The sequence below is a fragment of the Eubacterium pyruvativorans genome (genome assembly GCF_900102225.1).
In the GTDB taxonomy this organism is placed as follows: Bacteria; Bacillota; Clostridia; order Peptostreptococcales; family Anaerovoracaceae; genus Aminicella; species Aminicella pyruvativorans.
Genome location: NZ_FNBF01000001.1, coordinates 160,904 through 184,377, shown reverse-complemented (window position 1 = coordinate 184,377; position 23,474 = coordinate 160,904). Strand labels below are relative to the sequence as shown.

The window sequence follows — 23,474 nt, the reverse complement described above, 5'->3', positions numbered from 1 at the left end:
CTCAAGTTCAGTATGAGCATTTGGGTGAGGAGAGACAGGTCTATGAGATTTATCTCTTAGAGAGTCTTTGGTTCCGTCAAACCGCTTATTCCATCGCATCAGCGATGCTTTGGATATATGGTATCTCCGGCAGACGAACTGCACGGAATTTCCGCTGCGGTAAAGCTTTACTGCATAAAATCTGGTTTCAATAGTGTGGGGCAAATAGCGCTGTGAATGTGTTATACTTTTCATGGCGATTGAGTGTCCTTTCGTTAGCTATGATTTGTGGTAAAACCATTCTAACGGACTCAATCGCTTTTTTCTATTCCAGAGGTCTCACATCTATTGTAAAGCTACACACGGACGAATTTTTTGTCCTGCTAAAGCACTACAAACCCGGTGGTAATCGTGCTATGATGAAGGGGTACGGTCCGGCTCCGGCGGAGCGGATGAATGGTAATGGAGGAATCGTGAAATGAAGACAGAAACGAAATGTATCGAAGCGGGATACCATCCGAAAAACGGCGAGTCCCGCATGATCCCGATCGTGCAGAGCACGACATTCAAATACGACACCAGCGAGGACATGGGAAAGCTGTTCGACCTGGAGGCGGAAGGATATTTCTATTCCCGTCTGCAGAATCCGACGAATGACTATGTGGCGGCGAAGATTGCGGCGCTGGAAGGGGGCACGGCAGCCATGCTGACTTCTTCCGGACAGGCAGCGAATTTCTTTGCGGTATTCAATCTGGCAGGGCAGGGGGACCATGTAGTGGCTTCCTCCACCATCTACGGCGGAACGTATAATCTGTTCAACGTAACCATGCGCCGGATGGGCGTGGACTTCACTTTCGTGGATCCGGACTGCTCTGATGAAGAACTGGAAGCAGCTTTCCGGCCAAACACGAAGGCGGTTTTCGGAGAGACCATTGCGAACCCGGCCCTGATCGTGTTCGATATCGAACGGTTTGCTCATGCGGCCCATGCCCACGGCGTTCCGCTGATTGTGGACAACACCTTCGCCACACCGATCAACTGCCGGCCTTTCGAATGGGGCTGTGACATCGTCACCCATTCCACCACGAAATACATGGACGGTCACGATGCAACCGTCGGCGGCGCCATTGTGGATTCCGGCAAATTCGACTGGATGGCCCATGCAGACAAGTTCCCGGGTCTGACCACCCCGGATGCGTCCTATCACGGCATCACCTATGCAGAGAAATTCGGGCAGGGCGGCGCATTCATCACGAAGGCCACAGCCCAGCTCATGCGGGATCTCGGATCGATCCAGGCGCCGATGAACGCTTATTTCCTGAACCTGGGACTGGAATCCCTGGCAGTCCGGGTGGAGCGGCACTGCAGAAATGCGGAGAAAGTGGCGGCCTTCCTGCAGAACCACGAAAAGATCGCCTGGGTCAATTATCCGGGACTTCCGGGAGACAAATACTATGAACGGGCGAAGAAATATATGCCGAACGGCACCTGCGGCGTCATCTCCTTCGGCGTGGCCGGCGGCCGGAAAGCGGCGGAAGAGTTCATGAAACATCTGAAGCTGGCCATCATCGCAACCCACGTGGCGGATGCGCACACATGTGTTCTTCATCCGGCATCCAGTACCCATCGGCAGCTGACCGACGAAGAACTGGTGGCCGGCGGCGTGGCACCGGATATGGTCCGGCTGTCCGTGGGAATCGAGAATGCGGATGACATCATCGCCGATCTGTCCCAGGCCCTGGATCAGGTGAAATAGCCGGTCCCAGACCTCGGATCCGAAGAATCGAAAAACGGGAATATGTGAAGAAACGGGCGTTTACCGCCGCCGGAAGGGCGGCGGATCGTCCGTTCTTTCTTTTGCGGATATGCGCACATTTGTTCTCAAAAACCGGTTGACAAGGAACGTCCGTTCTGATAACATGAGAATTGTCAAAAGGAACATACGTTTGGAGGCGATGATCATGTACTATACAACGGGCTTACAGACAGAATTACAGAAGGTCCCGTCGCTGAAGCGGGAAACGAAGAGGAAGAAATACCGCATTACGTCGAAATTCCGTTTCACGCTGTTCCTGGGGATTCTCGCATTGGCGGCGCTGCTTCTGCTGAACGGACTGCTGAGCATCGGAACCGTCAGCGCCGAATCCTATGACACCTATCAGGTGGTGAAGGTGGAGTCCGGGGATACGCTCTGGACGATTGCCGACCGGTACGGATCGAAGGATACAGATCTGCGGCGCTCGGTGGACCGGATCATGCATGTGAACGGCATCGAACAGGCCGACGATCTCAGGGCGGGCCAGGAAATCCTGGTGCCGGCCGAAGCATAGCGAACCGGCCGGATACCGCTTGCGGCGGCCGATGACGACAGCACCGGAAACCGCTTTATAACTTACGACGAAGACGAAATTTCATTTCGTTTTCGATACATCCAACATCCAATTTTATATCTCAACACGGTGCAGTGTGACACCGGAACATCACACATTGGAATCCTGAGGGATCATGACAGAAGACCAGCTGTCGTGGTTCCGTTACTTTTTTTGAAGATCCTGCTCCGGGGCTCCCGTACGGCGGAACTGCCGCTGCATCTTTGGGACAGGAGGTTGAAACCGGCCCCGGGGACACAACTATTCCTAAAATTATGATTTTAGGAATAGTTGTAAATGGGAAAACACCCTTCTCCCCCGATGGAAATCCGGCACGCAGCGAGGAACACCTTCACAAAATTTTCTATTGACACATTAAATTAGTATGCTAATATGATGATATTTCAAGAATCTGACAGCATGCGCTCCCTGTCAGGATCATCCGTCAGTACATTGAAGCAGCTGACAGCGGACGTATGGATGCGATATACAGGAGGAAGAAAATGCAGGAAAACAGAATGCCGGTTGTATTTTCCGGCCACGGCAGCCCGATGATTGCGCTGGAACGAAACGAGATCACCGAAGGAATGGCTTCTGTGGGCCGCGGTATCATAGAAACATGGGGAAAACCGAAAGCGATCCTGGCGATTTCCGCCCACTGGTTTACGGACGGAACCTATATTCAGAGCGCCGGAACACCGAAGCAGGTCTACGACATGTACGGATTTCCTCAGGAACTGTACGAAGTCAAATACCCGGTCAGCGGACACGCTGCGCTCACCGATCAGGTCCGCTCTCTGCTGGGAGACTTCGTCTCAGTGAACGACGACTGGGGCATCGACCACGGCACCTGGACCGTGCTGGTCCATATGTTCCCGGACGCAGATATTCCGGTGGTGCAGCTTTCTGTGAATAAGAAGCTGTCTCCGGCGGAAAGTTATGAGACGGGCCGGAAGCTGGCAGATCTGCGGGATCAGGGATACCTGATCTTTGGAAGCGGAAATGTGGTGCACAATCTGAGACGGGTGGAATGGGATAATGCAGGCGGAACCCCGATGACGACGGCATTCAACCGAGCGATCACTGAAGCGGTGGAACAGAGAGACGATCAGACCGTGATCAACTACCGCAGTCTGCCGGACGCAGCTTATGCAGTGCCGACACCGGATCACTTCCTTCCCCTGCTCTACTGCCTGGGCGCCGCCGGAACCGATTCTGCCCGGGTCTTCAACAATGTGTGCAATCTGGGATCCATGGCCATGACGGGCTATGTTTTCCGGCAGTGATCTGATATAATCGAGCCAGGAATCAGGAGAGGAGGATATGACGATGCTGATCATCACAACAGAACAGATTGACGGCCGGGAGACCACGCCCCTGGGCCTGGTGAGAGGCTCCACAATCCAGACAGTAAACGCATTCAAGGATATCGGTGCCGGTCTGAAAACGCTGATCGGCGGAGAACTGAAGAACTACACGAAGATGATGGAAGATGCCCGGGACATTGCGACAGAGCAGATGATCCGGGAAGCCGAATCCCTGGGAGCGGATGCCGTCATCGGCGTCCGTTATGCCACCTCATCCATCATGCAGAGCGCTGCGGAAGTGACCGTATACGGCACGGCAGTGAAGTACCGGTAGGGCGGCTTTCGGTTCCGGATCATCCGGTTCGTGAACAGCCCGGGAGGTGCCGCCCGAACGAGACAGATCGTTCGGGCGGCATCTCCCGCTTTTTTTGGCGGAATGGAGACGGTAGCATCCCGGAACGAAACATGGTATACTTGCAGTTGCGGCCTGTGCCGCAAAATACCGATGCCCCTCACTTCCCCGGCGGTTTTCCGGACTGCACCGGAAAATCAACGAAACCGTACCGGGAAGACGGGAAACAGATCAGAAAGGAATTTCTCACATGAGTAATACGAATCAGAACTTTTCCGGCACGAATCAGGATGCGGCAATCTTCCTGAATATCCTGCTGGTGGCCGTTTCCATCCTGGGTTTCTTCTATGCGGTGCCGGCGGACGGCTTCCGGGCCCTGACCACCTACGGCGCACTGGCCAGTCTGCTGACTGCCGTCTCTTCCTTCTGCTATATGATGGCGGAAGGCGCCACACGCCGGAGAATCCATGCGCTGGAATATGAAATGCAGAAGAACCGGGAGGAACGCCGGGCCGATCAGGCCCGGGACCGGCAGAAAATCAATGCCGTCGGAGAGAACGCCGCCAGCCGGTACCGGGCAGTCCGGGTCATCCGCTACCTGTCCGTCACCATGACGACACTGACGCTGTTCATCTCCCTGTTCATCCTTCTTCCGCTGTCCGGCGGAAAAGCAGGAGAAGTCCTGTGGAGCGGCGGTATGAAGTACTTCCATATTTTCGTTCCGGTGCTGTCCCTGCTGTCCTTCATTTTCCTGGAACCGGGAAAACCGTTTTCGAAGAAAGCTGCCCTGCTGTCCCTGATCCCGACCAGCATCTATGGTCTGATTCTTTTGGTATTGAATGCCGCAGGCGTCGTAGAGGGACCGTATCCGTTCCTGCTGGTCCACGCCCAGCCGGTATATATGACGCTGGTATGGATTCTCGTCATTCTGGCGGCCAACTTCGCACTGTCTCTTCTGGTTTCCGCTCTGAATCACCGGCTGGCGGAGAGCTAGATCAGACCTCTTCGCCCCGTTCGATTCGCTCCGCCAGCTCGTTCAGATACTCCCACCGCTCCATTTTCCGGTCCAGCTGCTCTTCCAGTTCGGCTTTCCTGGCGGTGAGCTTCGTGAGTCTGGCGGAGTTCGTCCCGTTTTCTTCCATATCCTTCTCCACGTCTCCGATCGCTTCCTCCAAGGAAGCGATCTCGTCGTCTATGGTCTCATATTCCCGCTTTTCATTATAAGAGAATTTCAGTTTCCGGCGCCGGTGACGGCCGGCATTCTTTTCCGGATCAGCGGAGCCCGGGGAAGACGCTTCCCCCGGGTCCCCTTCTGCACGCTCCTGCTCCCGGGCCTCCTTCTCATTCATGTACTTGCTGTATCCCCCGGTATAGTGGCCGATATATCCGCCTTCCTCGAAGGCAAAGGTCCGGACCACCAGGCGGTCCAGAAAATACCGGTCATGGGAGACGATGACAACTGCCCCCGGCCAGGAATCCAGATAATCTTCCAGCACCGTCAGGGTGTCAATGTCCAGATCGTTGGTGGGCTCATCCAGGATCAGCACATTCGGTGCCCGCATGAGGATGGAAAGCAGATAAAGACGGCGTTTCTCCCCGCCGGAGAGTTTCCCGATTTTCACAGAATGCATATAGCTCGGAAACAGAAACCGCTCCAGCATCTGGGAGGCGGATGCATAACCGTCCTCCGTGCGGATCTGCCGGGCGATATCTTCGATGTAACGGATCACCCGCACATCCGGATCCATATCCTCGGCCTCCTGAGCGAAATACCCGATCTTCACCGTGGAGCCGATTTCGATGGTTCCGCTGTCCGGCTCCTCTTCTCCCATGATCAGTTTCAGCAGGGTGGTTTTCCCGCAGCCGTTGTCCCCGACGATGCCGATCCGGTCATTCCGAAGAATGTTATAACTGAAATCCCGGATGTAGGTGCGGCCGTCGAAGGATTTGGAGATATGGGAGAGCTCGATGATCTTCTTTCCCAGACGGCTGGTGACAGTGTTGATATCCATGCGGGGATCTTCGAAGGTTTCCTTCGCATCCCGAAGTTTCTCGAACCGCTCCACCCGGCTCCTGGATTTGGTCGTTCTGGCCGGTGCCGTCCAGTGGATCCAGCGCAGTTCTTTCCGGTACAGGTTGGCCCGTTTCCGCTCGCCGGCCTTCGCCAGCTCCAGTCGTTCCTCCTTCTGCATCAGATAGGACTCGTAATTTCCCACATAGGAAACCAGCCGACCTTTCTCGATCTCCATAATGTGATCCGTAATCCGCTCCAGGAAGTACCGGTCGTGGGTGATCATCAGAATCGCACCCTTGTACTCTGTGAGCCGCTCCTCCATCCACTCGATGATATCATTGTCCATGTGGTTGGTGGGCTCGTCCAGAATCAGCAGATTCGTGTCCCCGCTGAGCACCGCCGCCAAGGCCACCCGCTTTCTCTGTCCTCCCGACAGTTCTCCCATGGGCTGGTCGAACCTTTCCATGTGCATGATCGTGAGCAGTTTCTTCACCATGTATTCTTCCACGGTGTCCTCCGACCAGAGGAGGGCCTGCTCCAGCACGGTTCTGGACGGATCGCAGACCGGATTCTGGGGAAGATACCCGATGCGCAGGTCATTGTTCCGGATGATCTCTCCCCCGTCCTCTTCCATCACCCCGGCGATGATCTTCAGCAGAGTGGATTTCCCGCTGCCGTTGATGCCCACCAGGCCGATTTTCTCACCCTCGTTGATGGCGATCTCCACATCTTCCAGAAGAGTCTTCTCCGAAAAACTTTTTTTGATATGCTTCCCCGTCAGTAATACCATGCTTCTCCTTCTATTTCAGTTTCTTCATAAACCGCAGGTCTCCGGTGTCTCCTGCCAGCAGATTGCGGAAATCCGCAATCATATCTCCCGTGAGATCCGTCCGCTGATACATGGCGCTCCCGGCCACATAGCAGTTTCCCTGCCGGACCGCAGGAATCTTCTTCATAATCGGATCCTTCGCCTTCAGATCAGCCAGGCTCCGAACAGTCCGGTCAATACTGCCATTATACACGATCAGGTCCGCATCCCGGGTCAATTCATAAAAAATCTCCATACTCATGGGCACCGAGCTGGCCCGGGCATGTACACCGGAATACGCGTATTCCCCACCGGCCATCCGGATCATGGCCGGGACATAATCATCCTCCCGCCGCACCACGGCTTTGCCATCGGTGGAAAGATAGAAAAATGCAACTTTCTTCCCCTTCTTTCCCTGGGAGACGCCGCCGGTTTTCCGACCGGCTGCCTTAGTTTTTTGTCCCTGGAAAAACCGATTCGCTGCGCTCTCCCTTCCCGTGAGGGCTCCGTAAACTTTCACCCATTCCACCCGGCCCAGGGGATACTTCTCGTAGCTGCTCCGGTCCACGAACACCGGGATATGCAGATCCTCGATCATTTCCTTCACATCCGGTGTGTGGTAGATCATGGTGGACTCAATGGCCAGATCGCACCGCCGGTCCACCAGCATTTCATAATCCGGCTCGCTGTATTTCCCGGCGTACACCATGGCACCGGACTGCATGCGCTGCCGGGGCGCAGAGAAAGTCCAGCCGCTCTCTCGAAGGGAGGACATGGTGACCTGATCCAGGGCGCCTGCGGCGGAGAACAGGGACATGGAGGCCGTGGCGGCGTTGTAGACGTGGGACAAAGGCTGACGCAGGATGACGGTCTTCCCGCCGGCCCCCGCAGGAACCTTCTTCCCCTTCGGCACCACCAGATATCTGCTGCCGTCCGCCACTGTGATGAGCCGGTATCCGCCCTGATAACGGTAGATGCGGAACTGATCCGCATACTCTCGTTTCACCTCGGACTGGTAGGTAAGGCCCCGGATCTTCCGGGCGTTTTCGTTGTTTTTTGTGTTTGAATTTCCCGCTGACGATGCGGACGGCGCCGCATTCCCGCAACCTGCGAGAAGCGCCGCCGCCAGTAATATCGTGATCAGCAGAAAGTTTTTTTTCTTTCTACGCATGATGCTTCTGTTCACTCCTTGTGGACGCCGGGGCTGCCCCGGACTTCTGTGTTCCGAACAGGGTATCCCAGACCCGGGACCATTCCGCCCTGCCCTGCTTCGTCTTTTCCTGACCGGAACGGTCGACGATCATCGGAATCTTCAGGGCAGCGAAACGGGCCTCCCGGTTTTCCAGTTCCTGTTTTTTCTTCTCGATCTGATCCGTTCCCGCATTTTCCTCCGGCAGTACGCTGCCGTCCAGAACGGCCAGGTTCGTTTTCGTCTTCAGAATCCGGCGGAAGTCCGGATCTTCGCCCTTCTTTCCCCAGGTAAAGTTTTCCTCCGGGAGGGAACATCGGGATACAGCCTTCTGAAGCCTTCCGGAAGTGGAATAGACATGGTCCGCCGGTTTCCGGATGATGATGTAATCCTTTTCCAGCCCCGCCGGCAGTGTGACCTTCTCCGGAACCACCAGATAGTTCACCACATCATGATGATACAGATCTTTCATGATTTCCGGCAGGGTCTTTCCTTCCTTCCGTCCCTCTTCGTCGTAAATCGCTTTCTCCTTTTTCCCGGCGTCCCGGTAACGGTTCTTCAATCCGGTGTGCCTGGTCAGTTTCATCTGGATCAGGCTGACCCCCCGGCTGTACCGGAAGATGCGGAAATAGGCCGCTTTCTTCGTTTTCACCCGGGAGGAATAGGATAACCCCGGTATCTCCGGCGCAGTTTTCGCGAAATGCTGCCGGTTTTCCCTGGTTTCCCGCCGGATCTTCTTCGCAATCTTCTCAGACCGGGCCTTCGGAACCCCCTTTCCTACGAAAATGGTATACCGAATCCAGTGGGGCTGACTCATGGCCGTGGTCCGGCCGATGATGGTGTTGTTCCGGTTCAGGCTCACTGGAATGACGAAGGTGGAGTTTCCGCCTCCGCTCCGGGCATAGACCCGGCCGTTCGCCCGGAGCCGGTCATAGCTGCTGCTGCCGAAGACGATGGATGCGTAGGCATTCCCGCCCCGCACCGTCACCTTATCACAGCGGATCCAGGACAGTCTGCCGGAACCGCCGGACCAGCTGAACCGCTCCGGGGTATAGACACCGTCCTTCAGACCTGTACGGCTGTTCACCGGGGACGTGCTGCCGGAGGCGTCATCCCGGTACCGGGAAACCTTCGCCCTCCGGCCGTCATTTCTGAAACGGGTCTGTGTTCCAGATGTTCTCCCTCTTCTTCCGGTATTCCCCGTTTTTCCGTCAGCGGAACGGCCGGATCCCCCGGCGTTCGTCACAGCCCAGGCTCCCTGCCGGAGTTTCTTCGCGCCGCCGGAAAAGAATGTGATCACATGCTGATACCAGTGATTTTTTTTCTTCGAGTGGGCCGCGATTTTCAAAGGACGGTCCAGAGCAGACACCGGCAGAACATAGGTGTAAAACCCATCCTTTTCCCGGAACCGGGTCCAGCTCTTCCGTCCCGCCTTCACGGCGCCGGAAGCGGATCCCATGAAGAGGTAGTCGTACCCCACACCGTGGAGCGTGATCACGGCAGTCATTTTCTTTCCGTTCACCGTGAGCACACTGTACGTTTTCCCGTCTTTCGCCGGGAGAATGTGGAACATCCGTTCGTCACTCCGGGTGCGAACCTGCCAGGTTCCGTTTTTCAGTTTCTGATGCTTCGTCTTCGCCGAAGCGGAAGGTTTGCTATGGTGCGCTGAGGTGTTTCCTCCAGATCCGTTTCGGTTTTCCTCCGGCGTTTTCGGATTCTCCGAAGACGCCTGTGCCCCGGCATCCAGGGAAATTGTCATCTGATACTCCACCCAGTGGGGCTCCGACATGGCAGTGGTCAGCGCACTGACGGTGAACGTCTCATTGAGAGGAACCGGAACCCGGAACAGCGAGCCGCCCGCTGCCGGCGCCGCCTCATATTCCATTCCGTTCACTTTCATTCTCGTGAAATAGGAACTGTGGAAGAGGATGGAAGCGATGGCCCTGCCGCCGCTGAGGGTGACGGAGGAACAGGTGATTACAACTCTTCCGGTGCCGCCGGTCACCCGGAAACCGCCCGGCTGATACGTTCCGTCCGCCGGCAGGCCCGCCCGCTGATTTTCCGTCTGTTGATCCCCTGGATTTCCCGCTGCATCCGCAGAGGGATGATCCGTCTGTCTGTCCTGCTGCATCTCCTCCGCAGAAGACATCGTCTCTGCTGTATCTGCTGAGGCGGCCGGTACCTCCGCACCGAATGCCGCCTCCGGCAGGAATGCTGCGAACATGGTCACAATCAGTGCCAGGGCCAGGCCCCGGCCTGTCTGTTTCTTCGTCATCACCGGACCCTCACCGCTTTCACACTGCTCCAGGCAAATTTCGCCGTCTTCGTTCCCGCCGTATTCTGCCGGGTGGAACGGATCCGGAAGTAATATTTCTTTCCGGACTTCAGGCCCCGGATCATCTTCACTGTTGTGCCGGCCTTTTTCACAATTAGTGTCTTCCCGCCTTTCAGGTTCTTCTTCAGACCGTACTGCAGCTCATATCCCGGTTTCTGAGCAGCTTCAATCTCATCCCAGTTCACCTTCTTCCAGCTCACTTTCGCCAGGTGTTTCTTCGGGGAGACTGCCCGGAGGGAACCCGGCTGCTTCAGGGAAAAAGACAGCGTCCGGTCGTACCACCGGTCATATTTCTTAGAATGGGCGGCCAGATTCATCTCCTGATCCAGCGCCTTCACCGGGACCCGGTAAGTACAGAGGCCTTCTCCATCCGTTACCGCCTCGATGGCCCCGGCGGAATCCGCCGGGGCATTTTCCTTCGTGCCGGCATAGAGACGGTCGTACCCGGTGCCGTTCAGACGGATCAGCGCCGTCATCCGGCCGTTCTTCACCGTCAGTCTGCAGGTGCTGTTATCCTCTTCATAGATCCGGAACATCTGATTATGCAGGGACACATTCGCCAGGTAAGTTCCGTCCTTCACTGCCGCCGAAGCCGGAAGAAGCGCACCGGAAGATACCGCCAGCGCCGCTGTCAGGCACAGGGCCGTTTTCACTCTGCTTATTTTCATTTCATTTCCCCCTATTTCACACGTACCGACAGTTTCTTCGACCAGCCGGTGTAAACGGCACGTCCGTCCACCTGCTTCACGCCCCGGACCCGGAAATAAAGCCGCTGTCCCGACCGGTACGCTTTCGTTGTGAACGGAATCTTCTTCGTTCTGCCGATCCGGGTGTATTTCCCGTTCTTCGTTTTCGCCATCTGCACTTCATAGGAATCCAAACCGGACAGTTTCTTCCAGCTGAGCCGGATCCGGCGGTTCTTCTTCGCCTTTCCGGAGAAGGAAAGAACGTGCATCTTCTGCACCTTTCTGATCTGTTCCTGAAGCGCCTCTGCCTGCCGTACGGCGGCCTTCGTATGGCTGACATAGAGCTGCTGCACGGCCGGAATTTCTCCCAGCCCTGCGATCTGGTTCGTAACGGTCAGACCGGCGGATTGGAACCGGCTGCTCCAGGAGTCCTCTTCGGTTCCTGCCATATCGTTATTCGCATGGTCCCCGGCCACCACCATCAGCGGGCGCAGAACCACATTCCGGTAACCGGCCTTCTTCACTTTTTTCACCACGGCATTGACTTCTGTCTCCTCCGGCTCCCCCTCTACGGTGCCGATGAATACATTGGAATAACCCAGTTCCTTCACGGTGTACTGCATCTGGTTGTATGCGGAAGCCGCCCGATGGGAAGTGCCGTGCCCCAGCAGGACCACCGCAGTGTCCTTCGGAACCGACTGAATGTCCGATGCGCCCAGGTCTTTCGCTGCAGCACCAGCGACCGCTTTCGCCACGGATTTTTTGTCAGCATTCGTCACTTCATCCGAATCAGCCGCAGAACCCAGGAGCGGCTCGGCGAAGCTGACCCGCATCTTACCCTGATTCGCCTTCACGTTCTGCACCATGAGATCATATTCGGTGCCGTGCATCAGGGTGGTCGGCTGAACGATCAGATCGGTAACACCGGCGGCCCGGGCTTTTTCCAGCGCCTCTCTGACCGTGAGAATCTCCTCCTCATCCCGGGCCAGAATGTGATTGATGATGACCTGGGATGTGAAGGCACGGCGCACATCATAGTCAGGATACGCCGCCTGCAGCGCTCTTTCGATGCCGCCGATGGCGGCTGTGCGGCTGTCGGTGTAGCTGGTGCCGAAACTGACCACCAGAATTTCCTTCTTCTTCGTCGGTGCAGTGTTCAGCGGATTGTCCCGGGACGGATCGCCGGTGCTGACGAAATAATCCGCACCGCCCGCTCCCGGATACTCATAGCCCAGACCTTCCGGAATCGGCGGAATGGCTTCCCGCTCCGACGGCGTCAGTTTCTGGTATGCATAGCGGGCAATTTCCCCTACCCGCCGGGTCATGGCTGTCTGCGCCTTCTGCTCCTTCGGGGTGGATTTCGGATGGATGTAGATCTCGCCGATCAGTCCGCTGACCAGCAGCGGAGAATTATTCACATCCACATAAGCCTTCCCCTGGGCAACGGAGTAATTCCGTATTTTCTCGGTCACCTGCTTCAGATTTTTCAGTGTGATTTCCTCCTTCCGGACCGTTTCCGCTTTCCCGGTGTTCACTGCCTTCGTCCGGACCGTCTCCGTCCGGAGCAGTGTCCCCCGGGATTTCTCCCCGGCCCGGACGATTCCGGTCCCGGCCACACCGGGAACTGCTGCTGCGCCCAGGCCCACAGAAGCAGCCAGCACCACAGACCATGCTTTCTGCGCATTTCTCTTCATAGAATCTCACCCTCCTGTTTCTCCGTTGTCCCCGTTTTCGGGAACAGGCATTTTCACGAAAAAACCTCCCGACATTCTATCAGGAGGGTATCATCCGCCGGCCGCCGAGCCCGCTTCACTGCACCGCCCCGGGAAGCCGGGAAAGCAACTTCTCCCGGAAATCTTCCTGTATCGGGCGATGTTCTTCATCGGGCTGCCTTGTTCCAGCCCGGACGAATGCTACACTCCGGTTCGTCTCCTGACTTAGCTTCATCCTCTGCGGACCCTTCCCGGCTTCCGCCGGTGGATCTGTCCGCTTCGTCCGCATCACAGTAGTAACTGCTGCGGGGCTTCTCACCCCATTCCGTTAACCTGAGATTTTTCGATTCGATTTTACAATAAACGTTTTACGTAAATTCACTTTACGTTCTGCCCTGATTATATCAGATTCTCCCCCGCTATGCACTGGAAAAGCACTTCTTTCCGGTGCGTATCCGCATTCTCTACCGCCATCCCCGGGCTGTCGGGTCCAGCGTTCCCGCCGCCGAATACAGCAGCGCATTCATGATGGCGCAGGCCACGGTACTTCCCCCTTTTCGTCCCATTGCGCAGATCACCGGCACATCGTACTTCAGACAGGTGTGGAAGAGCTGTTCCTTGCTTTCCACCACATTCACGAAGCCCACCGGCACGGCCGCCACCAGAGAGGGACGGAAACCGGCCTCGATCTGTTCACAGAGACGGATCAGCGCTGTGGGAGCATTCCCCACCGCAAACACCGCTCCGGGATAGTGTTCTGCGGCAAACATCATGGAAGCGGACGCCCGGGTCATGCTTTTATTCTTTGCCATCTGTGCCACCTTCGGGTCCGCCATGAAGCAGCGGGCCTCCACACCCAGTTTCTCCAGCGTCGGCCGGCTGATCCCCGCCAGCGCCATATTCGTATCGGTGATGATGACTCTGCCCCGGGTCATGGCCCGGATGCCCCGCATCACCGCATGATCGGAGAACCGGAGATTCTCCGCATAGTCGAAATCGGCGGTCGTATGGATCACCCGCCGCACCACCGCCAGGTTCTCTTCAGGGACGGTGATCCCCCGTTCCGCCAGCTCCCGTGTGATGATCTCCATGCTGGTCCGTTCAATATCCGCCGGCAGTGTGTGCCGGAATGTCTTTTCTTCCCTCATGCTCTCCATTTTACTTTCCTGTTTACTTTCCTGCTTCCCGGGCGTACGCTTCGATCAGCCCGTAGATCCGTTTCATGTCCACTGCCTGCCGCACTGTATCTGCCAGAATGTCGTACTGCTTTTCGGCATACGCCCGGCGGGACACAGGCTCCCGGCGATCCACCGGAATGCCTTTTTTTTCTGCCAGAAGTTCTGCGATCCGCTCCGTCATCTCGCCGCTGTCGAACAGCCCGTGGAGATAAGTGCCGTACACATGGCCTTCTGCACATCCCTCCGGCCGATTCCGGTCCAGGAAACAGAACGGTGCGCCGTCCACCCTGGTTTCCCCCATATGGATCTCATATCCATCGATGACGGCGCCGGCAAACGGCGCAGCAGCCCCCGCTCCCCGCACCCGGGTTCTCGTTTTCAACGGACGGAACACCGTTTCTGCCGGAAGGAGACCCATTCCCCGGATCTCCGGCACATTGCCTTCCACCCGGTCCGGATCCAGAAGGCGACGTCCCAGCATCTGGTAGCCGCCGCAGATCCCCAGCACCGGGGTGCCCCCGGCATGGCATTTCTGCACTGCCGCCTCCAGACCGGAAGAACGGAGCCAGAGCAGATCGGCCACCGTGCTCTTGGTCCCCGGCAGCATAATCATGTCCGGACTGCCCAGTTCCCGGGGCCGGGTCACGTAGCGGACCCCCAGCGCCGGATGTTCTTCCAGCGGTGCGAAATCCGTGAAGTTGGAGATGCGGGGCAGCCGGATCACAGCGATATCGATGGGTTTCTCCACCTGCTTCCGGTTCAGGGATTCCGCCAGACTGTCTTCTTCGTCCATATCCACCCGGACGTAGGGAATCACCCCCAGTACCGGAATGCCGGTGCGCTCTTCCAGCATGGAAAGGCCGGGTCGGAGGATCTCCGGATCTCCCCGGAACTTGTTGATCAGAAGGCCGCCGATTCTTCCTTTCTCCTCCGGCGTCACCAGTTCCGTTGTCCCGAACAGCTGTGCAAACACGCCGCCCCGGTCGATATCCCCCGCCAGAAGCACCGGCGCATTCACCATCTCCGCCATGCCCATATTCACGATATCATCCTGCTTCAGGTTGATCTCCGCAGGGCTTCCTGCCCCTTCCAGCACGACGATGTCATACTCCCGGGCCAGACTGTCATACGCCTTCCGGATCTCCGGAATCAACTCCTTCTTGTACTGAAAATACCGGACCGCATCCATCTGTCCCCGTACCCGGCCGTTGACGATCACCTGGCTTCCTGTGTCACTGGAGGGTTTCAGCAGAATCGGATTCATCCGCACGTCCGGTTCGATGCCGGCCGCCTCAGCCTGCATGACCTGGGCCCGTCCCATTTCCAGACCGTCCCGGGTGATGTAACTGTTCAGGGCCATGTTCTGACTCTTGAAGGGCGCCGCCTTGTACCCGTCCTGACGGAAAATGCGGCAGAAGGCCGCCGCCAGAAGGCTCTTTCCCGCCCCGGACATGGTCCCCTGGATCATGAGATTCCGATTATTCACACCTGTTCCCATCCAATACCTCCTTCACAGCCCGGATCTCCCGGATCAGCTTTCGGTTTTCTTCCCGGGTGCGGACCGCCGTCCGAAACCATCCCGGCTCCAGTCCCCGGTAATTACTGCAGTCCCGGATGAGAATGCCCCGCCGGGCAAGCAGGTCTCCCAGTTCCCGGGGCCCCTGAAACAAAATATAATTGGCGGCGCCCGGTATCACATGAAACCCGGCATTCTTCAGTTCATTTTCCAGAAACGGCCGCTCTGTGCAGATCAGCTTCCGGACCCGCTCCACATATGCCCGGTCTTCCAGCGCCGCCAGCCCAGCTTCCTGGGCGATTCCGGAGACGGCCCAGGGCTGCCCTGCATTTCGGACCGCATTCAGCCGGCTGGGATCGCTGCAGAAGCAGCATCCCAGCCGAATCCCCGCCATACCGTAGATTTTCGTGAAGGCCTTCAGCACAATCAGATTCGGAAACTCTTCCAGCCGGCACAGGGCGGAGGAACCGGCCGGATCCGTCAGGAACGGAAAGAAAGATTCATCCATCACCACCAGCGTGTGCCGGTCCGCTGCGGTTTCCAGCACGTTCCGGCACATCTCCTCCCCCGGCATTCTTCCGGTGGGATTGTCCGGGCGGCAGAGAAACAGGATACCACCTTCCGGAATCTGCTCCGGGTAATCTGGCGGAAGATCGAAATTGCGCTCCGGCCGGAGCATTGCATAATGAACCGCCGCCTTCCGAAACCGCAGGGCCGCTTCATATTCTGCGAAAGCAGGCGCCGTCAGCAGGGCGGGCACGCCCTGTTCCATGGTCATGACAATCCGCCAGATCAGATCTGCGGCGCCGTTTCCGCAAAGCACCCATTCCCCGGGAACCCCTTCCCGCTCCCCGATCTTCCGGCGCAGCCGGCGGCACAGCGGATCCGGATACCGGTCCTGCCGGTCCAGGGAGAAGGCGACCCGCTTCCGGACCGTTTCCGGCACCCCCAGGGGGCTCACGTTTGCGGAGAAATCCAGCGGTTCCCGGCCGAACTTCTCCAGGAAAGACTGCCGGTCCCCGCCGTGTATCAGAGTATCTTTTTTATCTGTCATCATTCCATTCCCATCCCGTAATAAACCGTCAGAAAACAAGCAGCAGTACCAGCCCCCGGAGTTCCAGCAGAAGGAGCCCGCCCAAAACTGCGGACAGGTAGAGAAGCCTGTTCGCCCGGACGATGTCTGCGGGGTGCGCCGGACGCACCGGATCCCCGATCGTCGGCTTGTCATAATATTCGCCGAAATAGTACGCCGGCCCCGCCAGCTGGATGTTCAGGGCGCCGGCACAGGCGGACTCCGTCTGGGCCGAATTCGGACTGGCGTGTTTTCTTCCGTCCCTGCGCCAGATCTTCCAGGCGTTCCTCCCGTCATTGCCGTTCAGAAACGCCCCCAGAATCCACAGAAGAGCGGAAATCCTGGAAGGAATATAGTTCGCCCCGTCGTCCAGTTTCGCCGCCCCCCGGCCGAAATGAAGATACTTATCATTCCTATATCCCACCATGCTGTCCATGGTATTGACTGCCTTGTATGCCAGGGCCAGCGGCGCACCGCCCAGGAGCATATAGAACAGCGGAGCGATCACCCCGTCACTGAAGTTCTCCGCCACGGTTTCCACCGCCGCCCGGATGACGTGTTCCTCATCCAGAGATGCCGTATCCCGTCCCACAATGCGGGACAGCGCACTTCTGGCCCCCGGGAGATCCTTTCTCCGGAGGCAGGCATATACCTTCATACTCTCAGTTCTCAGTCCCCGGACCGCCAGGCACTGCCAGCACCAGAAGGAATCCAGCGCCAGGAAAAACAGAGGGTGGATCTGCCAGGCGAGAAAACAAGCCGCTCCGGAGATGACCAGCGTGACCAGAGGCAGAACTGCCGCCAGAACCAGGCCGGCCCGGCGCTGTCCCTCCGGCGTTTCCGGAAAGCGGCGGCGCAGAACGCCTTCCAGCCGGCTGATCCCCTTTCCCATCAGCACCACCGGATGGGGAATTCGGACCGGATCCCCCATCAGAAAATCCAGAACCAGGCCGATCAGTGCGCCCAGCGAAATATTGAATTGCAGAATCAGTGCAGAATACATATTGTGACGTTCCTACTCCTTTCCGCAGGTTACTCTCCCTTCGCCTGCTTCCCGGCCGCCGCAACGAACCGGGCCGCCGCTTCCGGCTTCCCGGCCAGATACAGATGTGGGAATCCCGCATACAGCGTTTCTGTGGTGAATGCCGCCTCCCAGCTGTGTCCGGAAACCGGCTTGGTGACGGACAGGCAGTCCCCGTTCGCCGTGGAATCCCAGTAGTGGAATTCGTGGACCGGAACGATTTCCCCGGCCCGAAGCAGCATGCTGTCCGCCTTCGCCCGGGCCATGCCGTACCCGAACCGGACCAGATGATCCCGGCGGATGCCGTTTCCCGGAAGCGCACCGGCCATTTCGAAGACCCGGCCCTCTTCATTCTCCAGGGTTCCCCCCAGATACAGAAAACCGCCGCATTCCGCCACCGCAGGCATGCCGCCCTTCACCGCCTCCCGCACAGCCCGGCGCATGGACCGGTTGCCGGACAGTTCCCGGGCGAATAATTCCGGATAGCCCCCGGGCAGGTACAGCCCGTGAACATCCGCCGGAAGTCCGCTGTCCTCTATCGGACTGAAAGGAACCAGCTCCGCCCCCAGGTCCCGGAGCCGGTCCAGGGTCTCCTCATAGAGAAAACAGAACGCCCGGTCCTGGGCGAAGGCGATCCGGACCGTTTCGCATGGCCGGGGCTCCGGAGCAGATGCTTCCTCCTGCCGCACACAGGCAAGCTCCATCAGTCTGTCCAGATCCACCGTCTTCCGCATCACACTGGCGATCCTTCGGATCCGCTCCCGGAGGTCTTCGATCTCTCCCGCCGTGATGAGTCCCAGATGGCGGGACGGGAAGGCCGCCTCCGCCATATGGGGAAGATATCCCAGCACCGGCACGCCGGTTTCCCGCTCCAGCATCTCCCGGAGACTGTGAAAATACATGGAAGAACAGTCGTTCAGCAAAATACCTGCGATATGACTGTTCTCCCGGAATGACAAAAGACCACGGATCTGCGCCGCCAGCGTCAGGCTCATGCCCTTCGGACGAACCACCAGTATCACCGGAAGATCCAGCGTATCCGCCAGATGCCAGGAACCGGCTTCCGTCGTCGTGCCCCCCGCACCATCATAGAGTCCCATGACCCCTTCCACCAGCGCTGCGCCGTGCCCGGCGGAATACCGCCGGAAGTTCTCCCGGACGATCTCCCGGGGCGCCAGAAAGAGATCCAGATTACAGGACGGGATGCCCAGCACCGACCGGTGAAACATGGGATCGATGTAGTCCGGCCCGCACTTGAAGGAACAGGGGTCGTATCCCTCCTCCGCCAGCAGTTCCAGAAGACCGCAGGTCACCGCCGTTTTCCCGCTGCCCGAGGAGGGGGCTGCAATCATGAAACTACGCATCACAGCCTCCTGTAATGAGCCACACCGGATTGCCGCCCAGCATCATATGCTTTCCCCCCGCATTCCGGGAGGAGGCCGTCATGATCTGACTCACTTCCGTCTTCCATCCCAGAGCTTCCATCTGTTCCCCAGCCCGGGCGGCGTTCTCCAGCACAATGGCGGAGACACAGATCCGGGCTTCCGGATTCACCCGGCGGGTACATTCCAGAATTTCCGTCAGGGATCCGCCCGACCCGCCGATGAACACCGCATCCGGCTTCGGAAGATTCTCCAGAGTTTCCGGCGCTCTTCCTTCTGTGATCTCCAGGTTCCGGACCCCGAACTTCTCCCGGTTTTCCCGGATCAGTGCACAGGCCTCCTGTTTTTCTTCCACCGCAAACACCCGGCCCGGGCGGGCCGCTATCGCCAGTTCCACCGACACACTTCCGGTGCCGGCGCCGATATCCCAGACTGTTTCCCCCGGACGGATCTGCAGACGGGCGAGAATCGACGCCCGGATATCCCGCTTGGTCATGGGCACATTTCCTCGGATGAACCGGCTGTCCGGGATCCCCGGAAGCCAGTGACGGACAGGCTGCGTCTCCCCCGGATCCACCAGCAGCACCGACAGGGAGTCGGTCTCTGCTTCCTGCATCTCCCTGACCGTCCCCGAATAGAGCATCTCCTCCGGCATGCCCAGCCGTTCGCCGATCACGGCAGTCAGGTCTCCCATGCCCGCCCCGGTGAGCTGCCGGCAGATCTCCGCCGGTCCCAGCTTTCCGCCGGTCAGGAAAAACACAGGCTTTCCCTCCTCCATTTCCGCCGCCGGATCCAGAATCCGGCCGTGGGCGGAGCAGAGCTTCCAGTTCTGCCACGGACGGCCCAGCCGGGCGGCAAACAGCTGGACGCTGGATACCCCCGGCACCAGTTCATAGGTCATGCCGGCTTTCTCCAGCGACTTTGTCAGATGCCGGGCGCCGGAATAGAACCCGGTATCTCCGCTGTACATGACAACGGCAACCTCTCCCTGAAACTGGACCAGCTCCTCCATGATCTCCCGGGGGCTCGTCATGGCTTTCCGCACTGCCCCCTCCTTCATACGGCTGTTGATCTGATCCACCAGCCTGGGGGAACCCAGGAGCAGGTCCGCCTTCCGGATAATAATTGCCGCCCGGACACTCAGATATTCGCCGATGCCTGCGCCTGCGCCAATCAAAAATATTCTCATTCTATTCCTTTCCTGACTTCCTTCAGAATGCTCTCCATGGACAGCCCCCGGTCCTCCGGCCGGCGGATCACGATAATGCCGCAGCCCGAAGAACGGGCGGCCCGGATTTTTTCTTCGAATCCGCCGGCGCTTCCCCCGTCCTTCGTCACCAGCCACCGGATCTGAAACTGGTGAATCAGCGCCCGGTTCAGTTCCTCCCGAAAGGGTCCCTGCATGGCGATGATGTTCCGGTGGGGAATATTCTCCCGCTCGCAGCTCTCCAGCGCCTTTCCGGAGGGAAGAACCCGCACCATCAGACGCTCCCGGGGAATCCCCCTGTATGCGTGAAGTTCCTTGGATCCGGTGGTCAGCAGGATGTTCCCTTCGGTGCCATTTAGCAGAGCCGCCGCTTCCGCCGCACTGCCTGCGAAACGGATTTCTCCGGCCTCTTCCCCCGTCCCTTCCGAAAGGCCTTCAGGAAGTTTCCCTGCCGGCCGGAGGAGCCGGCGGTACGGGATGCCCAGTTCCTTCGTCACCTGCCGGAGGGTTTCGGTGATGTGCGCCGCATAGGGGTGTGTGGCATCGATCAGAAGATCCTGCCCCGCAAGAAGCCGGCGGACTTCCCCGGGCAGCTTCGGACCGGTCAGAACCCGGATCCCCGGCATCGTTCCCTGCGTTTCCCTGCCGTACCCGCTGACCACAGAAACTGTCACTTCATGCCCCTCTTCCGCCAGAATGCGGGACACAATTCTCCCTTCTGTTGTTCCGCTGAACACTGTGATCTTCATTGCTTCTTCTCATACCCTCTCGGCGTCACCATACGGCTGCCGTAACGCTTCGTGCTGCCGGATCCGACGAACACGGTGGTGAACATATCCACCGGCTCGTCCTTCAGCTGAGCCAGTGTCATCACTTTCTGTTCCTGCCCCGTCCGGCCGATCTGACGGACCCAGCCGCAGACCGTATCCGGGGATTTCCCCTCTTCCAGCAGAATTCCCACCGCCCGGGCCAGGTGGTCCCTCCGCTTCTTAGACCGGGGATTATAGAGACAAAGGGCGAAATCTCCCCGGGCGGCTGCCCGAAGCCGCTTCTCAATCACCTCCCAGGGCGTCAGAAGATCCGACAGGGAAATGACACAAAAATCATGACCCAGAGGGGCCCCCAGCACGGCCGCCCCGGAAATCCCGGCGGTAACCCCTGCCACCACTTCCACTTCCGCCCCCGGATAGGAGGATTCCAGCTGAATCAGAAGTCCCGCCATGCCGTACACACCGGCGTCGCCGCTGCAGACCATGGCGGTGGTTCTCCCGGCGGAAGCTGCCTCCAGTGCCATCCGGCACCGGTCGATTTCCTGTTTCATAGGTGTGGTGATGTATTCCTTCTCCGGAAATATCCCCCGCACCTGATCCGCATACACCGTGTAGCCGATGATCAGCTCCGAACGGTTCAGTGCTTCCAGCGCTTCTTCGGTCATAAATTCTTTCCGGCCGGGACCGATACCGACGGCATACAGTTTACTCATGATCTCTCCAATCCGGGGCATAATGCATTGCGGCGGCAGCCAGGGTCACCCCGTTCCCCGGGAATTTCTCTGCGATCAGTTCTCCCGGACCTGCACCGGAAGATGCCGCCAGAACCGCCGCCCGTTCACAGACATTATCCACCCCGGTCACTTCTTTCACGAAATCCGACGAAGACCTGACGCCGGTGACTTGCCGGAGCCGGTCCGGGGAATAGAAACAGGCCTTCAGATGATGACGCTGACAGAAAGCCAGAAGCCCCCGCTCTCCCTGCTTCAGGTCGATGCTGGCAGCCAGCCGGAAGGCTTCCTCCCGGAAGCCGGTGTGCTCCAGAAACTTCCGGTACTGCTCCTCAATCTGCTCCGCCGATACCCCCCGCCGGCATCCGATGCCCAATGTCAGAACCCGGGGAACCAGAAGAAGGGGCTCCGCCCCCCGGACATTACCTCCCGCCGGCGGGAAGCCGGGCAGGAAGCCATAGTCCAGCACAGCGTCCGGCACAGAATCCGGATCTTCGTTTCCGTCTTCTGAATCCATGCCTGTGAGCCGGATCCCCGCCGGCGCCGTTCCCTGAAACGGGAAGCGGCTGGCCAGCACAGCGGATGCACCGGACAGCAGTTTCCGGGAAAACGGCAGAATCCGCCGGGGATTCAGAACGGACGCATTGTGAATCCGGGCCCAGCTGTCCACGGCGAAGGTGCCGGTTACATCCGTTGCCGTGGTGAGCACCGCCGTCCCGCCGGTCAGGCCGGCGATCCGCCGGGCCAGATCATTGGCGCCCCCCAGATGACCGGAGAGAACCGGGATCACGAAGCGGCCCCTTTCATCTATGACAACCACCGCCGGGTCCTCCGCCTTGGAGCGGAGCAGCGGGGCGGTCATGCGCACCGCAATGCCGCAGGAGCCCACGAATATCAGCGCTTCCGAACGGGAAAAGTATTTTTTTGTCCATTCTGCGCCCCGGAGAGGGTCGCCGCTCCGGAATGCGCTGCCCCCCAGAGCTCCCGCAATCCGCCGGGCCAACTCCATTCCCCGGTCAGAAAACGCCAGGCAGCGGATCATCGCTCCTGTCCTTTCCGGAAACCGGTGGTGAAGGCCGGATCGTACAGCAGACTCCGGTCGTAGACATCTCCCAGAAAATCCCCCACCAGCACCAGGGCCGTCTTGGAGATGCCCGCGGCGGCACCCCGTTCTGCCAGGGTGCCCAGGGTGCAGCGGATGACTTTCTCTTCGGGCCAGGTGGCCTTGTATACCAGTGCCGCCGGGGTGTCCTCAGTATATGCCCCCCGGAGCAGTTCCTCCTGCAGGGCCGGCAGCATGCCGGAGGACAGGAACAGAACCATGGATGCTCCGTGCCGGGCCAGCAGGGAAATCTGTTCCCCGCCCGGCACCGGGGTCCGTCCCGCCATACGGCTGATGATCACGGTCTGGCTCACCCCGGGCAGGGTGTATTCCGCCCGGAGGGCCGCAGCAGCACCGCAGAAGCTGGAGACCCCCGGGGTATCATCGTAGGAAATGCCCAGAGCATCCAGCCGGTCCATCTGCTCCCGGACCGCACCGTAGAGGCTCATGTCTCCGGTATGGAGCCGGACCGTGGTTTTCCCCTGTTTTTCCATGGACTCCATCACCTCCAGCACCTCTTCCAGGGTCATCTCGGCGCTGTTTCGGATCAGTGCTCCTTCTTTCGTATGCTCCAGCAGCGCCGGGTTCACCAGGCTCCCCGCATAGATGACGCAGTCCGCCTCTTCCAGAAGTTTCTGCCCCCGGACCGTGATGAGATCCGGCGCCCCGGGACCTGCTCCTACGAAATGTACCATTTTCCCTGCTCCTCCTTCTGTCTGTGCTATGAAAAAGACGGCGGCTTCG

At 58.6% G+C, this 23,474-nt stretch carries 21 protein-coding genes and 1 riboswitch; of the genes, 5 read left to right on the top strand and 16 right to left on the bottom strand.

Features of this window, described 5'->3' with window-relative positions; genetic code table 11:
- Window positions 1-234 (bottom strand): transposase (locus BLQ24_RS00890; protein ID WP_143004215.1); only part of this gene is annotated, 234 nt, incomplete at its 3' end.
- Window positions 235-457: 223 nt separating this feature from the next.
- On the opposite strand from BLQ24_RS00890, the gene BLQ24_RS00885 reads away from it, so the two are divergent.
- The 5 genes from BLQ24_RS00885 (at window position 458) to BLQ24_RS00865 (ending at window position 5,001) form a co-directional block, all read left to right on the top strand.
- Window positions 458-1,735: an O-acetylhomoserine aminocarboxypropyltransferase/cysteine synthase family protein gene (locus BLQ24_RS00885; RefSeq protein WP_090161678.1), complete on the top strand. Its 1,278-nt coding sequence runs from the start codon at window positions 458-460 to the stop codon at window positions 1,733-1,735.
- Window positions 1,736-1,940: 205 nt separating this feature from the next.
- Window positions 1,941-2,309 carry a LysM peptidoglycan-binding domain-containing protein gene (locus tag BLQ24_RS00880; RefSeq protein ID WP_163427351.1) on the top strand — a complete coding sequence of 123 codons (369 nt, stop codon included), beginning with the start codon at window positions 1,941-1,943 and terminating at the stop codon, window positions 2,307-2,309.
- A 542-nt stretch (window positions 2,310-2,851) separates the two neighbouring features.
- A complete protein-coding gene (gene ygiD, locus BLQ24_RS00875) occupies window positions 2,852-3,634 on the top strand; it encodes a 4,5-DOPA-extradiol-dioxygenase (RefSeq protein ID WP_090161670.1) in 783 nt (260 codons plus the stop codon).
- A gap of 43 nt (window positions 3,635-3,677) precedes the next feature.
- On the top strand, window positions 3,678-3,989 hold the full coding sequence (locus tag BLQ24_RS00870; RefSeq protein ID WP_090161723.1) for a YbjQ family protein: 312 nt from the start codon (window positions 3,678-3,680) through the stop codon (window positions 3,987-3,989).
- Window positions 3,990-4,257: 268 nt separating this feature from the next.
- Window positions 4,258-5,001 (top strand): hypothetical protein, encoded by a 744-nt coding sequence (locus BLQ24_RS00865; protein WP_090161667.1) that lies wholly within the window; start codon window positions 4,258-4,260, stop codon window positions 4,999-5,001.
- A gap of 1 nt (window position 5,002) precedes the next feature.
- On the opposite strand, the gene BLQ24_RS00860 is transcribed toward BLQ24_RS00865, so the two are convergent.
- From BLQ24_RS00860 to cobM, 15 genes are all read right to left on the bottom strand, one after another.
- Window positions 5,003-6,811 carry an ABC-F family ATP-binding cassette domain-containing protein gene (locus BLQ24_RS00860; RefSeq protein ID WP_090161664.1) on the bottom strand — a complete coding sequence of 603 codons (1,809 nt, stop codon included), beginning with the start codon at window positions 6,809-6,811 and terminating at the stop codon, window positions 5,003-5,005.
- A 10-nt stretch (window positions 6,812-6,821) separates the two neighbouring features.
- Window positions 6,822-8,000, bottom strand: a complete 1,179-nt coding sequence (locus tag BLQ24_RS00855; RefSeq protein WP_090161662.1) for an ABC transporter substrate-binding protein — start codon at window positions 7,998-8,000, stop codon at window positions 6,822-6,824.
- A complete protein-coding gene (locus BLQ24_RS00850; RefSeq protein ID WP_090161659.1) occupies window positions 7,993-10,293 on the bottom strand; it encodes a hypothetical protein in 2,301 nt (766 codons plus the stop codon). Before BLQ24_RS00850 ends, BLQ24_RS00855 begins: the two co-directional genes overlap by 8 nt.
- On the bottom strand, window positions 10,293-11,021 hold the full coding sequence (locus tag BLQ24_RS00845; RefSeq protein WP_090161656.1) for a fibronectin type III domain-containing protein: 729 nt from the start codon (window positions 11,019-11,021) through the stop codon (window positions 10,293-10,295). Before BLQ24_RS00845 ends, BLQ24_RS00850 begins: the two co-directional genes overlap by 1 nt.
- A gap of 11 nt (window positions 11,022-11,032) precedes the next feature.
- Window positions 11,033-12,733 carry a sirohydrochlorin cobaltochelatase gene (locus BLQ24_RS00840; protein ID WP_090161654.1) on the bottom strand — a complete coding sequence of 567 codons (1,701 nt, stop codon included), beginning with the start codon at window positions 12,731-12,733 and terminating at the stop codon, window positions 11,033-11,035.
- A 211-nt stretch (window positions 12,734-12,944) separates the two neighbouring features.
- A riboswitch (cobalamin riboswitch) is annotated at window positions 12,945-13,103 on the bottom strand.
- A gap of 112 nt (window positions 13,104-13,215) precedes the next feature.
- Window positions 13,216-13,899 carry a precorrin-8X methylmutase gene (locus BLQ24_RS00835; RefSeq protein ID WP_090161721.1) on the bottom strand — a complete coding sequence of 228 codons (684 nt, stop codon included), beginning with the start codon at window positions 13,897-13,899 and terminating at the stop codon, window positions 13,216-13,218.
- Between the two features lie 22 nt (window positions 13,900-13,921).
- Entirely contained in the window at window positions 13,922-15,427 is a 1,506-nt protein-coding gene (locus BLQ24_RS00830; protein ID WP_090161651.1) for a cobyric acid synthase, read from the bottom strand.
- Window positions 15,408-16,502, bottom strand: a complete 1,095-nt coding sequence (locus BLQ24_RS00825; protein ID WP_242869537.1) for a pyridoxal phosphate-dependent aminotransferase — start codon at window positions 16,500-16,502, stop codon at window positions 15,408-15,410. The genes BLQ24_RS00830 and BLQ24_RS00825 overlap by 20 nt, the downstream gene beginning before the upstream one ends.
- A gap of 25 nt (window positions 16,503-16,527) precedes the next feature.
- Window positions 16,528-17,520, bottom strand: coding sequence for an adenosylcobinamide-phosphate synthase CbiB (gene cbiB, locus BLQ24_RS00820; protein WP_090161648.1), 993 nt, complete (start codon window positions 17,518-17,520; stop codon window positions 16,528-16,530).
- Window positions 17,521-17,549: 29 nt separating this feature from the next.
- Window positions 17,550-18,902 carry a cobyrinic acid a,c-diamide synthase CobB gene (locus BLQ24_RS00815; protein ID WP_090161645.1) on the bottom strand — a complete coding sequence of 451 codons (1,353 nt, stop codon included), beginning with the start codon at window positions 18,900-18,902 and terminating at the stop codon, window positions 17,550-17,552.
- Window positions 18,895-20,109, bottom strand: a complete 1,215-nt coding sequence (gene cbiE, locus BLQ24_RS00810; RefSeq protein ID WP_090161642.1) for a precorrin-6y C5,15-methyltransferase (decarboxylating) subunit CbiE — start codon at window positions 20,107-20,109, stop codon at window positions 18,895-18,897. The genes BLQ24_RS00815 and cbiE overlap by 8 nt, the downstream gene beginning before the upstream one ends.
- Complete coding sequence (gene cobK / locus BLQ24_RS00805; RefSeq protein WP_090161639.1) at window positions 20,106-20,876, bottom strand: precorrin-6A reductase; 771 nt, start codon at window positions 20,874-20,876, stop codon at window positions 20,106-20,108. The genes cbiE and cobK overlap by 4 nt, the downstream gene beginning before the upstream one ends.
- On the bottom strand, window positions 20,873-21,610 hold the full coding sequence (gene cobJ / locus BLQ24_RS00800; protein WP_090161636.1) for a precorrin-3B C(17)-methyltransferase: 738 nt from the start codon (window positions 21,608-21,610) through the stop codon (window positions 20,873-20,875). The genes cobK and cobJ overlap by 4 nt, the downstream gene beginning before the upstream one ends.
- Window positions 21,603-22,670 carry a cobalt-precorrin 5A hydrolase gene (locus BLQ24_RS00795; RefSeq protein WP_090161634.1) on the bottom strand — a complete coding sequence of 356 codons (1,068 nt, stop codon included), beginning with the start codon at window positions 22,668-22,670 and terminating at the stop codon, window positions 21,603-21,605. The genes cobJ and BLQ24_RS00795 overlap by 8 nt, the downstream gene beginning before the upstream one ends.
- Window positions 22,667-23,425, bottom strand: a complete 759-nt coding sequence (gene cobM / locus BLQ24_RS00790; RefSeq protein WP_090161631.1) for a precorrin-4 C(11)-methyltransferase — start codon at window positions 23,423-23,425, stop codon at window positions 22,667-22,669. The genes BLQ24_RS00795 and cobM overlap by 4 nt, the downstream gene beginning before the upstream one ends.
- Window positions 23,426-23,474 lie beyond the last annotated feature (49 nt).

Coding starts and splice junctions, on each gene's coding strand:
- BLQ24_RS00885 (WP_090161678.1), top strand. CDS start 458: ATGAAGACAGAAACGAAATGTATCGAAGCGGGATACCATCCGAAAAAC.
- BLQ24_RS00880 (WP_163427351.1), top strand. CDS start 1,941: ATGTACTATACAACGGGCTTACAGACAGAATTACAGAAGGTCCCGTCG.
- ygiD (WP_090161670.1), top strand. CDS start 2,852: ATGCAGGAAAACAGAATGCCGGTTGTATTTTCCGGCCACGGCAGCCCG.
- BLQ24_RS00870 (WP_090161723.1), top strand. CDS start 3,678: ATGCTGATCATCACAACAGAACAGATTGACGGCCGGGAGACCACGCCC.
- BLQ24_RS00865 (WP_090161667.1), top strand. CDS start 4,258: ATGAGTAATACGAATCAGAACTTTTCCGGCACGAATCAGGATGCGGCA.
- BLQ24_RS00860 (WP_090161664.1), bottom strand. CDS start 6,811: ATGGTATTACTGACGGGGAAGCATATCAAAAAAAGTTTTTCGGAGAAG.
- BLQ24_RS00855 (WP_090161662.1), bottom strand. CDS start 8,000: ATGCGTAGAAAGAAAAAAAACTTTCTGCTGATCACGATATTACTGGCG.
- BLQ24_RS00850 (WP_090161659.1), bottom strand. CDS start 10,293: ATGACGAAGAAACAGACAGGCCGGGGCCTGGCCCTGGCACTGATTGTG.
- BLQ24_RS00845 (WP_090161656.1), bottom strand. CDS start 11,021: ATGAAAATAAGCAGAGTGAAAACGGCCCTGTGCCTGACAGCGGCGCTG.
- BLQ24_RS00840 (WP_090161654.1), bottom strand. CDS start 12,733: ATGAAGAGAAATGCGCAGAAAGCATGGTCTGTGGTGCTGGCTGCTTCT.
- BLQ24_RS00835 (WP_090161721.1), bottom strand. CDS start 13,899: ATGAGGGAAGAAAAGACATTCCGGCACACACTGCCGGCGGATATTGAA.
- BLQ24_RS00830 (WP_090161651.1), bottom strand. CDS start 15,427: ATGGGAACAGGTGTGAATAATCGGAATCTCATGATCCAGGGGACCATG.
- BLQ24_RS00825 (WP_242869537.1), bottom strand. CDS start 16,502: ATGATGACAGATAAAAAAGATACTCTGATACACGGCGGGGACCGGCAG.
- cbiB (WP_090161648.1), bottom strand. CDS start 17,520: ATGTATTCTGCACTGATTCTGCAATTCAATATTTCGCTGGGCGCACTG.
- BLQ24_RS00815 (WP_090161645.1), bottom strand. CDS start 18,902: ATGCGTAGTTTCATGATTGCAGCCCCCTCCTCGGGCAGCGGGAAAACG.
- cbiE (WP_090161642.1), bottom strand. CDS start 20,109: ATGAGAATATTTTTGATTGGCGCAGGCGCAGGCATCGGCGAATATCTG.
- cobK (WP_090161639.1), bottom strand. CDS start 20,876: ATGAAGATCACAGTGTTCAGCGGAACAACAGAAGGGAGAATTGTGTCC.
- cobJ (WP_090161636.1), bottom strand. CDS start 21,610: ATGAGTAAACTGTATGCCGTCGGTATCGGTCCCGGCCGGAAAGAATTT.
- BLQ24_RS00795 (WP_090161634.1), bottom strand. CDS start 22,670: ATGATCCGCTGCCTGGCGTTTTCTGACCGGGGAATGGAGTTGGCCCGG.
- cobM (WP_090161631.1), bottom strand. CDS start 23,425: ATGGTACATTTCGTAGGAGCAGGTCCCGGGGCGCCGGATCTCATCACG.